A 14,768-nucleotide genomic window follows, 5' to 3' on the forward strand; every position below is an offset into this window, starting at 1 on the left:
AGTAGGTGCCGAGCTCCTCGCGGTAGCCGGTGTCACCGAGGTGCTTGTCCCGGTGGAACTCGGGTGCGTCCTTGATCTGCTGCTTGGTGCGGTCGACGTAGACCTTCTGGTCGGCCTCGTCGATCCGGATCACCGTGCTCGCCGGCAGCAGGACTTCCTTGCCGAAGATCCACACACCGGTGTCGACGACCAGGTAGGCGTCACCGACCTCGTCGGAGTGCTTGTCGACCTTGCCGATGCTGCCGTCGGTGGCCTCGACCTTGTAGCCGGTGAGGTCCGTGGCCTGCAGACGGCCCGCGGTCGACTTGTAGCTCCATACGTTCTCAGTCACGCGAAACAACTCCTCCGAATTACCTGAGGACCGACATTATTTCGGCCCTCGTCTTTCGTGTACGTCTTTCGTGCGTCGTCCTTTTCGTCGTGTGCCCCCGGATCACCGGTTCATTCGAACGGGTTGCATCCATGGGTGGGGGAACGGCTCTCCGGCCCGCGGACTACCAGCGGTACCAGCGTCCGCTGCCGGTCTTCGGGCGGGCCACGAAACCGATCAGCCACAGGATCAGGACCGCGATCGCGAACCACCACAGGATTTTCACCGCGAAACCCGCACCGGCGAGAATCAGGATCAGCAGAAGAACAAGAAGCAGGGGAACCATGATTATCAAACCTCCGGACAGTCGAATGCCCAGGGTTTCCCGTCATACACCCGGGATTCCATGAGGAGTTCCGGCCGGCTGTGCCACGCGGGCTGCGCGGCGCGGGCCCGAATGCGACCTCGCGCCGAAGGCTTCGCCGGAGTGGGCGTGACGCCCGGCCGTCCGGGTCGTTGAACCGAGAGGTCAGCGAAGTGCACGAGGGCCCCGAGTCGATGTCGGGGCCTTCGTGGTGTCTGCCGGCACCAGGATCGGATGTATATCCGTTGCGGACGGATACTGCCTGTAACTAGACGGACCGTGTCGTCTACCGCTCGGCCGCCGGTGCGACCGGGGGCGGCGAGGTCCTCCAGGGCCCCGATGACCCGGTCGGCGGTGGCCCGGATACCGGGCGTGTACGCAGGTCCCCGGCGCCGCGGCGGGCCCGTTGGTCACCCGGAGCGGGCGGCCGGCTCTGATCGCCAGAGCGCTTTGCCCTCATTACGTAGATATTCTGTGAAGTGTGATCGAGTCTGGACGGCCGCGGCACCGCCGGCGCCCCGGCCCGGGAAGACTTGTGCGGCTGTCGCCGGTCATCCTGACCGTCGTCATCGCCAGCCTGGCTTACAACACTCCGCCGGACATGGCCTTCAGTCGCCTCCTGCCCGCGGCCCCGGCCCTCGCCGCTGCCATGTGGCCGGTGCTCCCCACCGTCCTGCTCGGAACGGTCTGCCTCTTTCTGATGATCGGCCTCAGTCTGGTCTTCCCCGATCTGGGGACGTGGTGGACGGCTGCGGGGATCATCGCGGTCACCGTGGCCGCCGCGTACGGAAGCCACGTCCGGCTCCAGCGGGAGCGCACCCTCTTCCAGGTACGGCTCGTCGCCGACGCGGCGCAGCAGGTGGTGCTCAGCCCCATGCCGCGCCGCTTCGGCAGCATCGAGATCGAGTCGCTGTACCTGGCGGCCGCGGCCGAGGCACGCATCGGCGGGGACTTCTACGAGGTGGTCGACACGCCGTACGGGGTCAGGCTGCTCATCGGTGACGTGCGGGGCAAGGGCCTGCCTGCGGTGGGGGCGGCCGCGGCGATCGTCAACGCCTTCCGGGAGGCCGCCTACGGCGAGAGCGACATGGTCGACGTAGCGCGCCGTATGGACGCCAGCAGCACCCGTTACAACGCCGCGTTTCCCCCCGAGGGGCCGATGGAGCGCTTCGCCACCGCCCTTCTGGTCGAGATCCCGCACGAGGGGAGCCGTATCGGCATCCTCAACTGCGGGCATCCCCCGCCACTGCTCCTGAACCGCGGGAAACTCCGGGCCCTCGACCCGACCACCCCCTCGCCGCTGCTCAGCCTCGCGGACCTGATCGGCGACCGGTACAGCGTCGACTTCTTCGAGTTCGCCCCCGACGACCTGCTGCTGCTCTATACCGACGGGATCGCCGAGGCCCGCGCTCGCGACGGCGAGTTCTTCCCGTTGACGACCTGGATGAGTGCGCAGCCCCCCACGCCGCCCCGTGAACTGCTGACGGCTCTGCACCGCGACCTCCTCCGTTACAGCAGAGGACGTCTCGACGACGACATCGCCGCCCTCGCCGTGCGCCTGTGCAGGCCCTGAGCCGCCGAGCCCCCGGGCCTGCGGTTCGGCCCGCCCCCGGTGTGCGGAGGGGCGGCGCGCGGGTGCGTGCCGCCCCTCGGGGGTTACCGGGTTACCGGGTTACCGGGTTACTTGGACTGGTAGACGCCGAAGACGTCGAGTACCAGGTCGGCGTCCTGGTAGCCCTGGTTCCAGAAGGTGATGACGCCGTGCTCGCCGTCGCTCGCCTGCACCAGGTTCGGGACGATCGCGCCGGTCGTCCAGTTCAGGGTGGAGGAGCCGGGGCGCGGTCCGGCGGGTGCGGCGGGCTCGCCGGGCGCCGGCAGCGGGTAGGGGCTCGGTGCCACCGAGAGGAATCCGTCGCCGCCGGTCTCGGTGACGGTGGTGTTCAGCACGTAGGCCTCGACGCCGGTCGCGGTCGCGGCCTCGGGCGTGAATCCCTGGGTGATGTACTCGCGGGCCCGGAACCTGCCGCCGGGCCAGCCGTAGGCCTCCTCGCGGGTGTCGAGCGTGCGGAACGGGGTGAAGGGCAGGAAGGCGGCCTTGCTGTCCTTGCTGTAGTAGCCGACGACGTCGACCACCACGTGGGCCGGCAGATAGGCCCCGTTGAAGATCTTGATCGTTCCGTCCGGGGCCACCGGCACGATCACCGCGTTCGCGACGGTCTGGCCGGCCAGGAAGTTCAGGTTCGATGCCGTCGGGACCGGGCCCTCGCCGGAGAAGGCGGTCAGGTGGCCCAGTCCCCCGGGTTCGGTCACCGTGACGTTCAGCGCCACGGCCGTGATGTTCTCGGGCACCCCGTGCAGCCCGCTGATGGGGGTCGTGAACGCGGTGCGTGCGGCGAGCTTGCCCGGGGACGTGCCGAGGCCCTCGCGGGTGTCCACGAACCGGGCGGGCGTCATCGAGGTGTAGCCGTCCGCGGAGGCCCGGGTGAAGTAGCCGGTGACGTCGGCGATCAGGTCGACCGGCTGCTGGCCGCCGTTGTAGAGCTCCACGTGCCCGTCCTCGCCGACCGGCACGATCACCAGGTTCGGGATGGAGCGGCCGGCCGTGTAGTTCAGGTTCGAGGTACCGGGGCGGTCGTAGCCGGCGCCGGGCCACGCGGTCACGTACCCGCTGTCGACGGTCTCGGTGACCGTGACGTTGAGGACGACCGCGGTGACGCCCGCCGGGACGGCGGCATTGCCGGCCACCTTCACCCGGGCGGAACCCTGTCCCGGGACCTTGGCGGCGGGTGCGCCGGTGCCGGTGCCGTAGCGGGTGTCGAGGAGCCGGGTCGGGGTGTGCGGGGTGAAGTCGGAGCCGGGGGTGAGGAAGGCGCCTCCGTTGGTGGCCTGGACGGCATTGGCGGTGTCGGTCACCGTCACCTTCACCTGGTACTCGCCGGACTTTTCGTACGTGTGGGAGTGGTGCAGTTCGGCGGCGCCCTGGGCGGTGGTCGTGTCGGTCTTCCCGTCGCCCCAGTCGATGACGACCCCGAGTGCGAAGTCGGCGCTCGTGATCAGGGTGGTGAGCTCGATGCCGTGTGCGGTGTAGCTGGTGCCGCTGACGTCGACCGCGAGGGTCGGGTTGGCTCCCGCGTCCGGTGCGGCCGCTTCCGCGGTCTGCGCGGTCTGCGCGGTCTGTGCGGTCTGCGCGGTCTGTGCGGTCTGCGCGGTCTGCGCGGTCTGTGGTGCGGCGGTCTTGGCGTTGGCCTTGCCGCTGCCCGCGGCGGCGGGCAGGGCGGTACGGATCGTGCGGTCGGCCGGGCTGTGGAAGCCCTCGGAGGTGGACGCCCCGGCTATGGCCTCGGCCACGCCGGCCGCGACGGGTACGGGATCCGCCGCCTGCGCGGTGCCCGGGATCATGCCGAGACCTGCGGCCACGAGGGCAGCGGTCATTACGAGTCGGTGGTTGCGCACCGGCCCCCCAGTTGTGGTGATGAGCGAAGAGCGGCCACCGTATGGAAAGTTCCGGCCAAGGGTCACGGGGTTCTGACGCGATTCACTCCATAGGGGCCAATGCTTTACCGGCTGTGCGGTTTGCGATCGACAGGAGGGGGGGTGCGGCGGCCGAGGGGCAGGAGGTACTGGAGGGGCTGGTCCGGGTCCTGGAGGCCGAGGAGTTCGTGGGCCAGGTCGTCGTGGAAACCGCCCAGCGGGGTTCCGCCCAGGCCCAGGGCCGTCGCCGTGAGCAGCAGGGTCTGGGCCAGGTGGCCGGTCTCCAGGAGGGCCAGGCGCAGTGCGCGCAGTCCGTAGCGGCGGCGCAGCAGGCCGAGGTCGGCGTAGAGGGCGAGGAGTACGGGTGCCTGCGCGATGCCGATCCAGTCCGGGTCGGTCGACGGGCGCGAGAGGTAGGTGGACAGGGCGGTGATGTCCTCCTGCGGTGCCACCGGGCCGATCCGGCGCAGGGTCCGGCGCTCGGGGACGCAGTCGTAGGTACCGGCCGGGAGTCCGGCCACGTCGAGGACGAGGAGGCGGACGCGTGCGGTGTGGAGGGCGCCTGCGCTGGGGTAGGGGCGGTGGGTCGGCGTACGGGTCGTGCCGTCGGTGAGGTGCTGCTGCTCGCTGCGGCCGCTGTCGGCGAGGGAGTGCCACAGCAGGGCGCCGAGCGTGCCGGTGTCGAGGGGGCCGGTGAGGGCGCCGCGGAGTGAGGAGCGGGCCGCGAGGACGGCGCCCAGGGACACCTCGGGCAACGGATCGGCGGGGAGCGGGACTTCGGCGGCGACGGCCGTGGCCGGCGCGGTGTCCTCGATGGGGGCGGACGGGCGCAGGGCCGAGTCCTCGCCGCGGCCGATCTGGAACTTGCTGCGCTCCAGGTACTGCAGGTCGGGGGCGGTGTGGCCCGGCGGGAAGAAGCCGGCCGGGGCGTCCTGCGTCTCCAGCAGGGTGCGCGCGGCCAGCCTGCACACGGCTCGCTCCTCGTCGGGGCTCACGCCCAGCCGGTTGAACAGCATGTGCAGCTGCGAGCCCCAGACCCCGGCCCGGGTCCGCTCCCGCAGGCCGTCGAGCTGCGCGTCGGCCTCCCGGACCCGTTCGGCCCAGTGCGCCAGCCAGGGCGCCGCCGTGCCCGCCCGGAGGCGGTCGCGCAGGTCCGCGGCGCGTCCGCCGAGGGTGGTGCGCTGCGCCGCGTGGACGGTGTTGACCCGGCTGTGGACGGCGGCGGCGGGCAGCAGCGGTACCTCGGTGACCCAGCGCCAGCCCGCCGCGTGCGCGCGCAGCCAGCGTGCGGCGGTGAGCCGGTCCATGCCGAGTGCGTACGCCGTGGTGTGCGCGAGGTCCGCGGCCGCGGTGAGCCGGGATGCGGCCGCGGACCCGTCGGGCAGGGCCCGCAGTACGTCGAGGGCGGTGCGGGTGGAGGCTGCGAAGACGGCCTCGGCGACGGGCAGCGCCTGCGGTCCGCCGTAGCGCCGGGTTTCGGGTGCGTAGGGCAGGGCGCGGGCCTCGCCGTGCCGGGAGGGCCAGGGGCCGGGCACGGCGGGCACCTGCCGCGCCCTGTGGGCCAGCAGGCCGGGGAGTTCGGGGAGCTGGGCGGTGGTACGGACCCGGATCCGTACGTGGGGGCCGTCCTGCCCGTAGCGGATGTAGAACCAGTCGGTGGCTTCGCCGGCGGCCACGAGGCCGTCGAGGAGCGGGGCGGCGTCACGGACCAGGAAGCGGTCGGTGTCCTCGGTGGTGGAGTGCAGGAAGAGGTGGTGGCTCTGCCAGGTGCCGGTGCCCGGGCCGGTGCCGGTGCCGGTGGCCGTGGCGGTGTCGGTCACGGTGGCCGTGTCGGTGGCCGTGGCCGTGGCGGTCGTGGTGGCCGTGCCTGTGTCGGTCGTCGTCACGTCGTCCGGTCCTCGTCGTCGCATGTCGGGTCAGGGGAAGGGGTGGGGGTGCAGGGGCAGTTCCTCGTGGCGCCCGGGCCGGGCCGTGCGGCCCAGGCGGTGGGGCACTTCCAGGAGCCGGGTCAGGCCGAGGGTGCGCCGGTTGACGTGCCCGAAGGTCATCGGGAGCGCGCCGGGGACAATGGCCTTCACACAGTGCAGGCCGAACCTCTCGCGCAGCCCCGGCTCGCTCTGGTCGACGGTGATCACCTCCAGTCCGGCGCGTGCCAGCCGGTCGACGGTCCGCGTCAGGAGGTCGCCGAGGTCGGGGACCGGTGCGGGGGCGCCGGGCCAGGCCTCGGCGACCGGCACGATCGGGGTGTCGGCGAAGAGGAACTCCAGGCGGGGGGCGGCCTCCGGCAGGGTGCTCAGCCCGACGTGGTCGTCGAGGGTGAGCACGAGTTCGGGGCGCTCCAGCATGGGCCGCAGCCGTTCGGGGTCGCGCGGTCCTCCCTCGGCGAAGGAGCGGTGCGGTGCCTCCAGGACGTTGGTGACGACCTCGGCGACGGCGGAGCGGATGGCGGCGCGCGGATCGTGGTGGGCGCCGGCCGCGAGGAACATCCGCGGCGCGTCCGGCCGGCCGCCCTCGTAGCGGCAGACCGCCAGGACGGCCGGGACGGCGAAGTCGTTGGTCGCGTCGAGGAGGAGGAGCCGGTAGCCGGCGGCCGCCGCCCGGTCCGCGAGCAGCAGGGTGTCGGTGTCCTCGGCCGGGGGGCGGATGCGGCGCAGTGGGGTGGTGGCGTACCAGGCCATGAGGAAGGCGTCGCGTTCCGCGACCTCGAACAGCCCGTACAGGGCGGCCTCTTCGGGGCTGTTGCCGAGGCCGCAGCCGTTGGAGGACTCGTAGACGACGCGCGGGCGGTCCGGGCCCGGCACGTCCCAGTACGCGACGTGCTCGGGGACCGCGGTCGGTCTGCGGTGGGTGAGGGACCAGCCGTGCACCCAGTGGAGCGGCAGGTCCGGGGTGTACGGGACGGTGGGCGAGCCGGCGTGGCCGTGGTGGGCGGGGTCGGGCAGGCCGAGCCGTTCGGGGTCCAGTGCCCGGTCGGGGCCCAGCTCGGCGAAGGAGGCCCGCAGGGCGGTGCGGCGGCCCGTGGGGCGCATGCCCGCATGGCGTTCGACGGCCTCGAAGAGGGCGATGCGCTCGCTGTCGGCGTAGGTGCGGGCCCGGCCGTGGCCGCCGTCGTCGACGGACCGGCCGTCGGTGACGAGCGCGCTGGTGAGGCTGAACGCCGAGTCCTCCGAGCGGCGCAGCCGCCGTACGGGCCCGAACCGCTCGTCGTACAGGGCGGTGCGCAGTGCGGCGCCGGTCGTACGGGGGTTGGCGCCGCGCAGGAGGGCCGGGTCGGGCAGCGGGCGCGGCCCCGAGGGCAGCGGGCGGAGCCGGGCCGGTGTGTCCGAGGGCAGCGGGTGGCACACGTCGCAGCCGCCGACGGGGCGGACGCGGTGGGTGGACCAGGTGGCGCGTCCCTGGTGAACGATGTGGACGACGGCCGAGCCGTCCTGGTCGAGGGGTTCCTCGTCGAGGAGTTCCTGGTCGAGGAGTTCTTGTACGAGGGCCTCCACGGCCGGGGTCAGGGCCGGTGAGGGCACTCCGGCCAGGGTCAGCTTCGGGCTCTGCCACGGGACGCGGCCGCCGGCGGTGGCCAGCCGCTGGTACTCGGTGCAGACGAGGCAGGCCGCGCCGCCCGGCCGGAGTACCGGTCCGATCACCGCCAGCGGCCCGTCGTGGCGGACCGGGACCAGGGCCACGGGCCGGCGCAGGGCGTGGCGGCTCAGTTCCTCGGCGAGGCCGAGCGTCCAGTGGGTCAGCAGGACCGCTGCCCGGCCGGCGGTGGTGGCCAGGGCGGTGGGGGCGTCCAGTACGGGAACGGGGGTGCGGGCCGGGGCGGGGGCGGTCATCGGGTCTCCTCGGCGGTGCGCAGCACGGTGAAGCCGAAGGAGCGCAGCAGGCCGGCGGGTTCGGGGGCAGGGGCGGGGGCGGGGGCGGGGGCGGCGGGGCCGGCTCCGGACAGCCGGTGCAGGGTGTCCTGGAAGGCTTCCTCGCGCCCGGCCAGGTCGGCGAGCCAGCCCCCGCTCCAGCCGAGGTCCTCCCAGGCGGCGGTGCGTGCCCCGGCCGCCGCCAGCGGGGCGACCGCGCCGCCGGAAGGGCGGGGCCGGGCGGCGGACGGCCCGGCCGCGGCGGTGACGGCGGCGGCGGTGACGGCGGCCAGCGCGGCGAAGGCCGCGGCGTCGCCGGGCGTGGCCTCGACGGCCTCGCCGAGCACCGGGCCCGGCCCGTGCCCCGGGCCCGCCGGGGTGCGGCGGACCACGGCCCGGTAGGCGTGCGCGCGGGGGGCCGCCCGGTGCACCTCCAGTCGCGCGGCGATGTCGAGCCGGTCGGTCAGCGTCTTCCACCAGTGGCGCAGCTGCGGGTGGCCGGACCATCGGGCCGGGTCCACCGCGGTGCGCCCGTCCGGGGCGGCCGCGGCGAGGCGGCGGGCGGCGGCGTGGCGCAGGGCGCGGCCGCGGGCGTGCCCCGGACCGGCTCCGACGGTGAACGCGTCGTCCCCGAGGAGGAGTTCGGCGGCGCGGCAGAACAGTTCCAGCCGGGCCAGGTCCAGCCGGGGCGCGCCGCCGGTCAGGGTGCGGGGCGTTCCGGTGTCCCGGATGGCGGGGCCGGGGCCGGGGCCGGGGCCGGGGCCGGGCAGTGTGCAGGTGGCGAGGGGGACCGGGAGTTGGGGCAGGTCCCCCGGCAGGGGTTCGGGCAGGGGTCCGCAGCGGGGCTCCCCCAGGGCGGCGATGCGCCGCAGTGCCTCGGTGAGGTCGGCCGGGGGTGCGAGGCGGACGTGGCGGTCCGCGTCGATGCGCCGGGGGCCGAGCCAACTGTGGTGGTCGGCGCGCGCAGGGCGGGCGTCGGCGAGGAGGACGGCGGGGATCCCCGGGAGCAGCCGCGGGTCGTCTCCCTCGGCGGCCGGGTCGGGCAGTGCGGCGGCCGCGCACAGCAGCCGGTGCGCGGCGGCGCCGGCCAGCAGCGCGGCGAACGCGCCCGGTGTCCCGTGGGGTTGCGGTGCACCTCCCTGCCCGCCCTCCCCCTCGGCGCGTGCCCGGGCGGGGCCGGCGGGGGCGGTCACGTAGCCGGTGCTGCCGCTGCGTCCGGCAGCGACCGTCCTCCCCCGGCCGGCACCGCGGACGGTCGGCGCTGCTCCGGCCTCCCCGTCGGCGTCGGCGGCGTGGGCGAGTCGGGCCTCCAGGGCCGCCGCGTCGGCGCGTGCCTGGGCGGCGCTGCCGGGGGCGGTCACGTAGCCGGTGCTGCCGCTGCGTCCGGCGGCGACCGTCCGGTCCCGGCCGGCACCGCGGACGGTCAGCAGGACCCGGTCCACGGGCAGCCCGGGGTCGCGGGTGGGGGTGACGGGCACACCGCCGGCCTCCAGTGCGCGTACCGCGGCGGTGGCGGCCGGGGAGGCCGGGTCGCGGGCCAGGACCTCGGCCCGGGCGGTGGCGAGGGCGGCGGCCGCGTCGGCGGGGTGGGCGGCCGTGGCGTCGATCCACCGTGCGACGGCCGGATCCGCCGGGCCGGTGGGGGCCGGTGTCCCGGCGGCGGGTGGGGCGGGGACGAGGAGGTCGTGCTCGGCGAGGCGGCCGACGAGGGTGTCGACGGCGGTACGGACGGACGAGCCCGGCTCCAGGCCCTCCCGGAACTGTGCCAGGCCCCCGGTGCGCAGGGGTTCCTCCAGCAGGCCCCACACCACCGGAACGGCGGTGCTGCCCTCCAGGGTGACGCTGCCGCGCCGGCCCCGCAGGTGCAGGCCAGCGCGCAGCGGTGTGACGGCGGTGCCGGGGCGCAGCCGGTCGCCGGGGTGCGGCCGGGCGTCGAGGGGCGGCCGGTCGTCGCCGCTCGCGCGACCGCCCGTGCCGGGGTTCGTGCCGGTCATGTCCGTGCCTCCACCGCGTCGATGACGGCGCCGATCTCGGTGCGCCAGTCGCAGCCGGTCAGGGCGGGCACGGCGCGGACGACCAGGTGCGCGGCGAGGTAGCGCTCCAGCGGGCGGACGTCGCAGATGGTCAGCAGCCGGTACAGGGCGTTCGTGCAGGCCCGGTGGATGAGGTAGTCGGGGCGGCTCCACATCGCGCCCTGCGGGTCGGCGCGGCGCAGCAGGCGGTGGAACTCGCTGTAGCGGGTGCGGATGTCCTGGTTCCAGCGCTCGTACGCGGCGGTGTCGCCGGTGGCGGCGGCCCGGACCCGGTAGGCGAGGGGGTCTCCGTGGAGGTCGGCGCCCGCGTCGTGGCGCTCCTGCGCAAGGTGCCAGGCGCCTTGCGAGAAGCCGGCCCAGGCCTGTTCCCAGTCGTCCGTGTGCCCGTCGGCGATCCGTCCGACGAGGGCGGTCGCGGTGTGCCCGGCGCGCTCCGAGTGGCGTTCGAAGGCGGTGCGCAGCCTTCCGTCCGGGTCGTCGTGGAGCAGGAAGTCCTCCAGGTGGGAGACGTAGGACCAGTGCCCGCCGGTCAGCCCGCCGGGGTGGGTGCAGGCGTGGGCCGCGAGGGCGGTCACCGCGAGGCGGAGCCGGGCCCGGTCGGTGTCCTGGTGCCGGCCGAGGAAGTCGGCGCCGGAGCGCAGGGCGTCCAGGCCGGACCGCAGCAGGTCCTCCCGCAGGCGGGTCCCGTCCGCTCCGAGCAGGCCCCGGACCGAGGACCGGTCGACGGGCTCGATCCGGACCGTGTTGTCGGGGAGGACCGGCCCGTAGGGCGGGGGGACGAGTTCGGCGCGTCCGGACTCGGCGGCCTGTTGGAGGAGTTGGGCCTCGGTGAGGTCGCTGTGGGAGGGGTGGTCGCGCAGCCGGGCCCTGATGCGTGCGGCTGCGGTCTCGGCGGTGTGCGCCACCCGGGCGGGATCGGTGCCCTGCAGGCGCAGCCGCAGGTGCGGGCCGTGCAGCCAGTGCCGCTCGACGTGGGCGACGGTCCCGTCGGCGGAGGCGGAGGCGGCAACGGAGGCGGCGAGCGGCAGCATCACCTCGCGCAGCAGGGGGGCCTTGACCGGCTGGTGGTAGTAGGCGACGACGTCCAGCGCGCAGCTGTCGCGCGGGTCGTGGTCCTCGCCTCCTGCCGGTGCGAGTGCAGGTGCGGGGGTTTCGGGGTCGGGGGTCGGCATGTCCGGTGTGCTCCTCTCCTGGTGCTGCGGGCCGGGCGGGCGGGTCATCGGGCCGGGCGTCCGTCGCGGTAGACCTCGAGGACGAGTTCGACGGCCCGGGCGGGTGTGTTCAGTCCGCCGGGTGCGGGCAGTGCCTCTTCGAGGACGACGCCGTCGGTGTGCCGGGTGAGCCATTTGGCGAGGCAGCGCAGGTGCAGGGCGTTGCCGAGGTCGGCGAGGTGCGGTTTGGGGCGGGCCAGCCGGCTCAGGAAGTCCTCGGTGGCCCGGCCGGTGGGGGCGCCGGCCAGCGGGTGCAGGAAGATCTGCTCGGGCAGGCCGAGCAGGGCGCGCCAGTGGGCGGCGGCGGCCGCGGGGACCCGGCCGGGGCGGGTGTCGGCGGTGAGGTCGGCGCGCAGCCGGGCCACGACTGCGGGCGGCAGCAGCCAGCGGCGGCGCTGGAGGACCACGTGCCGGTGGCGGAGCCGGGAGCTGAGGGTGACGGTGCCGCCGGGGGCGGGCAGGGCGCGGCGGGGGGCGAGGGGCCGGAAGTCGACGACCCCGCCGGGGTGGTCGCCGAGGTGGGCGGCGATGCGGGCCGGCAGCAGGACGGGGGCGAGGAAGCCGGGGTAGAGCACGTCGAGCGGTTCGCCGGTGGCCCGCAGGCGAATCCGGACCTGGTCGGTGGCTTCGTCGTGGACGAGTTCGAGGTCGGTCTCGGAGATCGGGGTGCGGTGCCGGTCGGGGCCGATCTCGTCCGGGACGAGGAGGGGGTGGAGGTTGGCGTTGAACCCGCCGACGGGGCGGATCTGGGCGGGGCGGGCGCCGGGGGCGAGGCCGCGCCGGATCTGCCGGGACACCTCGGCGGTGGCGCGGGGGTCCAGGGAATCCAGGAAGCGGCTGGCGAACCGGCCCCATCCGCCGTAGACGTGGTTGACGGCCAGCAGCCCGGAGGCGGGGTCGCGCTGGAGGAAGTAGGCGTAGCTGAGGGGCCGTTCGACGGTCGGGGCGGGGAGCCGCTCCCCGAGGGTCTTGAGGGTGTCCGCGGGCAGCAGCACCTCGTCGGGGTCCCCGACGGGGTCGGGGGTGTGGTGGCCGGAAGGGCCGCTCCGGTCGCGCAGCGCGTCGGCGATCTCGGCGCGCAGCCTGGCCAGTGGTTCGGTCGCGCTGGGGAACGCGTCGCGGTCGGCGGGGTCAAGGAGGGCGATGCGGCCGGCGGACTCCCAGGCGGCGGTGACGTCGGCGCCGAACTCCCAGGGGTGCGCGCAGCGTCCGCCGGGGCCGTAGCGCTCGACGAAGCGGTCGCGGACGGTGCGGCGGACGAGATGGCCGAGGTCGAAGAGTTCGGCGAGGGCGGTGACCTCGCCGAGCGCCTCGTGGTCGGCGGCGGCGAGGAATCCGTCGAGCGCCAGCGGGCGCGGGGCGACCACGTCCTCGGACAGGACGGTCAGCGGGGCGGAGGCGGTGGGGACGGGCCGGCCTGCGGCGGCCAGTTCGGCGGTCCAGCGCCGGGTGAGGTCGGTGAGCCGGTCGGGGCGTTCCGCGGCCGGGGTGGTGGCGAACCGGGCGGTCAGTGAGTCGAGTTCGGCGATCCGGTCGGCGCGCTGCGCGTCCTGGGGGTGGCCGGGCGCGAAGGACCGTAGCCAGGCGGCGAGGCGGCGCAGGGGGGCGGGGTCCTGCGGGGGGACGGGGTCCTGCGGGACCAGCAGGCCGGCGAGGGCGAGCCGGTCGAGGAAGGCGGCGGCCCGGCCGCCGCCGCCGCCGTCGTCGTCGCCGGCGCCGGCGGGGCGCAGCGCCGCGGCCAGGTGCCGGGTCAGCTCCGCGAGCGGTACGGGGTTCTCGGCGAGGCCGGTGAGCAGGCGCAGTGCTCCGCCGAAGGCCACCTCCGCCTCGTCCTCGCCGGGGACGAGGTAGCGGCCGCCGGCGAAGGAGGGCCGGTCGCGGGAGTACGCGGCCCGCCCGCCGGCGGTCCGTGCGGTGCTGGTGATGCGGTGGGGCAGGGTGGTGCGGCGGTGCGGTGCGTCGAGGAGGGCGAGGGTCAGCGCGGTCGTCAGGGTGCGGTTGGCCGTGACGACGGACCGCAGGGGGCCGTCGAGGAGGGGTGCGGCGCCCCAGGAGGTCACCGGGCGGGCGGGGCCGTCGTAGGGGGCGGCGCCGGGGGTGGGGGCGGCGGTCAGCGGGCCCCATCCGACCGCCGTGAACCACGACAGCGGGCTGGTCTTGGTGCTGGCGCGCAGGGCGTAGCGCAGCACGGTGGGCTCCTCCTTGCGGGCCCGGCGGTCGTCGGCTCCGGTGGCGGCGCGGTTCACGGCGCGCAGCAGGTCGGCGCTGGTCAGGGCGGTGGCCTTGGCGAGGGCGGGTTCGCGGCAGAGGGCGGCGAGTGCGGCGCGTTCGGCGTCGAGGGCGGGGTCCGTGGCGGCGTCGAGGGCGGTGAGGAGGGTGTCGCGGTCGGCGCGCAGGGTGAGCCAGGCGGCGAGCCGGGGCAGGCGGTCCGGGAGGTCGCCGAGGCGGGCGAGGACGGCGGGGCGGGGTTCACGGCCGTTGTGCAGGGCCCGTCGCAGGGGCAGGACGACGTCGCGGTGGAAGTCGGCGGGGTGGCCGTCGCGGGCGGCGTACAGGTCGTCGCAGAGCGGTGCGGCGGTCAGGGCCATTTCGGTGTCGAGCCGGTGGAGGCGGGCCAGCAGGTCGCGGAAGGCGGCCGGGGCCGGGTGCTGGGCCGGGTGGGCGAGCACGGTGGCGCGGGCCAGCGCGTAGGGCGCGGATCGTACCCGGTAGCCGTCGGTGCCGGGGGTGGGGTGCGGCTGCGGATCCGGGTGCGGCATGGGTTCCCGTCCTGTGGGTGGGTGCGGCGCGCGGGCTTCCCGCCGGGCACGGGGCACGGCGGGAAGCGTCTGCCGAGCGGTCGTGCGGTCATGCGGTGGTGCGGTGGTGCGGTCATGCGGTGGTGCAGCTGTGCGGCGGTGCGCCGGTGTCCTGCGTTACACGGGGAGTTCCGGCAGCTGCGGGTGCGCGCAGGAGGACGAGCCGCAGGAACAGGAGCTGCCGCCGTTGGACGCGCCGCCCTCGGGCAGCGCGACCGTGTCCCGCATGGAGGTCACGGTGAGTTCACCGAGGTCGAGGTCGTCGAGGTCAAAACCGGATGACGGTGTGCCGTCGTTCATGGGTTTCCTCTCGTGTTCGGGATCGGGATCGGGGTCGGGGTCAGGCCTGGAGGGCGACCGCGTCGTGCGGCTGGGCGCACGACGACGAGCCCTGGCAGGAGCAGGAGCCCCAGGACGCGCCGCCCTCGGGCAGTGCGGCGGTGTCCCGCATCGAGGTGACGGTGAGGTCGCCGAGGTCGAGCTCCAGGTCGTGGAGTTCGGCCTCGGGGGTACGTGCGGCGTCGGACATATGTGTCTCCCGGGATGTGGAAGGGGAAAGCCGAAGGTGCACTGAACGTCGGTCGGCCGGATCGTTCGAAAGCATTGCGAGGCCGTCCGGAGGGCGGCAAGCACGTGGGACTTCTGCTCGCTACCTGGGCAAGTCCGGTTCGACTTGGTCACGTTGCCGGCGGCCGAAACCGGCCGTACGGGTGTGCCGGCCGGTGTTCCGGCCGCT

Annotated in this window: 11 protein-coding genes; 1 reads left to right on the forward strand and 10 read right to left on the reverse strand. The window is 75.0% G+C overall.

From position 1 onward, the window contains the following. Window positions 1-331: PRC-barrel domain-containing protein (locus IE257_RS35920; RefSeq protein WP_189974046.1), on the reverse strand; the 331-nt coding region annotated here is incomplete at its 3' end. 163 nt (window positions 332-494) lie between these two features. Then, window positions 495-656: a hydrophobic protein gene (locus IE257_RS35925; RefSeq protein WP_189974047.1), complete on the reverse strand. Its 162-nt coding sequence runs from the start codon at window positions 654-656 to the stop codon at window positions 495-497. A gap of 553 nt (window positions 657-1,209) precedes the next feature. Here IE257_RS35925 and IE257_RS35930 point away from each other — a divergent pair. Then, on the forward strand, window positions 1,210-2,247 hold the full coding sequence (locus IE257_RS35930) for a PP2C family protein-serine/threonine phosphatase (protein WP_229920866.1): 1,038 nt from the start codon (window positions 1,210-1,212) through the stop codon (window positions 2,245-2,247). Between the two features lie 107 nt (window positions 2,248-2,354). Here IE257_RS35930 and IE257_RS39060 read toward each other — a convergent pair whose 3' ends face one another. From IE257_RS39060 to IE257_RS35970, 8 genes are all read right to left on the reverse strand, one after another. Continuing rightward, entirely contained in the window at window positions 2,355-4,106 is a 1,752-nt protein-coding gene (locus tag IE257_RS39060) for a PKD domain-containing protein (RefSeq protein WP_189974049.1), read from the reverse strand. 125 nt (window positions 4,107-4,231) lie between these two features. Next, window positions 4,232-6,031, reverse strand: coding sequence for a thiopeptide-type bacteriocin biosynthesis protein (locus IE257_RS35940; RefSeq protein WP_229920867.1), 1,800 nt, complete (start codon window positions 6,029-6,031; stop codon window positions 4,232-4,234). 30 nt (window positions 6,032-6,061) lie between these two features. After that, a complete protein-coding gene (locus IE257_RS35945; RefSeq protein ID WP_189974051.1) occupies window positions 6,062-7,972 on the reverse strand; it encodes a TOMM precursor leader peptide-binding protein in 1,911 nt (636 codons plus the stop codon). Next, the gene (locus tag IE257_RS35950) at window positions 7,969-9,984 is read right to left on the reverse strand and encodes a hypothetical protein (RefSeq protein ID WP_189974052.1); all 2,016 of its coding nucleotides are present in this window, start codon (window positions 9,982-9,984) and stop codon (window positions 7,969-7,971) included. The genes IE257_RS35945 and IE257_RS35950 overlap by 4 nt, the downstream gene beginning before the upstream one ends. After that, entirely contained in the window at window positions 9,981-11,195 is a 1,215-nt protein-coding gene (locus IE257_RS35955; protein WP_189974053.1) for a lantibiotic dehydratase C-terminal domain-containing protein, read from the reverse strand. Before IE257_RS35955 ends, IE257_RS35950 begins: the two co-directional genes overlap by 4 nt. A gap of 44 nt (window positions 11,196-11,239) precedes the next feature. After that, the gene (locus tag IE257_RS35960; protein ID WP_189974054.1) at window positions 11,240-13,993 is read right to left on the reverse strand and encodes a lantibiotic dehydratase; all 2,754 of its coding nucleotides are present in this window, start codon (window positions 13,991-13,993) and stop codon (window positions 11,240-11,242) included. A 156-nt stretch (window positions 13,994-14,149) separates the two neighbouring features. Then, window positions 14,150-14,332, reverse strand: a complete 183-nt coding sequence (locus tag IE257_RS35965; RefSeq protein ID WP_189974055.1) for a thiazolylpeptide-type bacteriocin — start codon at window positions 14,330-14,332, stop codon at window positions 14,150-14,152. Window positions 14,333-14,372: 40 nt separating this feature from the next. Next, window positions 14,373-14,561: a thiazolylpeptide-type bacteriocin gene (locus IE257_RS35970; protein ID WP_189974056.1), complete on the reverse strand. Its 189-nt coding sequence runs from the start codon at window positions 14,559-14,561 to the stop codon at window positions 14,373-14,375. Window positions 14,562-14,768 lie beyond the last annotated feature (207 nt).

Source organism: Streptomyces avidinii (assembly GCF_014650695.1).
In the GTDB taxonomy this organism is placed as follows: Bacteria; Actinomycetota; Actinomycetes; order Streptomycetales; family Streptomycetaceae; genus Streptomyces; species Streptomyces avidinii.

Excerpts from the sequence above, each read along its gene's own strand:
- IE257_RS35925 (WP_189974047.1), bottom strand. The coding sequence starts at position 656 with ATGGTTCCCCTGCTTCTTGTTCTTCTGCTGATCCTGATTCTCGCCGGT.
- IE257_RS39060 (WP_189974049.1), bottom strand. The coding sequence starts at position 4,106 with ATGACCGCTGCCCTCGTGGCCGCAGGTCTCGGCATGATCCCGGGCACC.
- IE257_RS35945 (WP_189974051.1), bottom strand. The coding sequence starts at position 7,972 with ATGACCGCCCCCGCCCCGGCCCGCACCCCCGTTCCCGTACTGGACGCC.
- IE257_RS35950 (WP_189974052.1), bottom strand. The coding sequence starts at position 9,984 with ATGACCGGCACGAACCCCGGCACGGGCGGTCGCGCGAGCGGCGACGAC.
- IE257_RS35955 (WP_189974053.1), bottom strand. The coding sequence starts at position 11,195 with ATGCCGACCCCCGACCCCGAAACCCCCGCACCTGCACTCGCACCGGCA.
- IE257_RS35960 (WP_189974054.1), bottom strand. The coding sequence starts at position 13,993 with ATGCCGCACCCGGATCCGCAGCCGCACCCCACCCCCGGCACCGACGGC.
- IE257_RS35965 (WP_189974055.1), bottom strand. The coding sequence starts at position 14,332 with ATGAACGACGGCACACCGTCATCCGGTTTTGACCTCGACGACCTCGAC.
- IE257_RS35970 (WP_189974056.1), bottom strand. The coding sequence starts at position 14,561 with ATGTCCGACGCCGCACGTACCCCCGAGGCCGAACTCCACGACCTGGAG.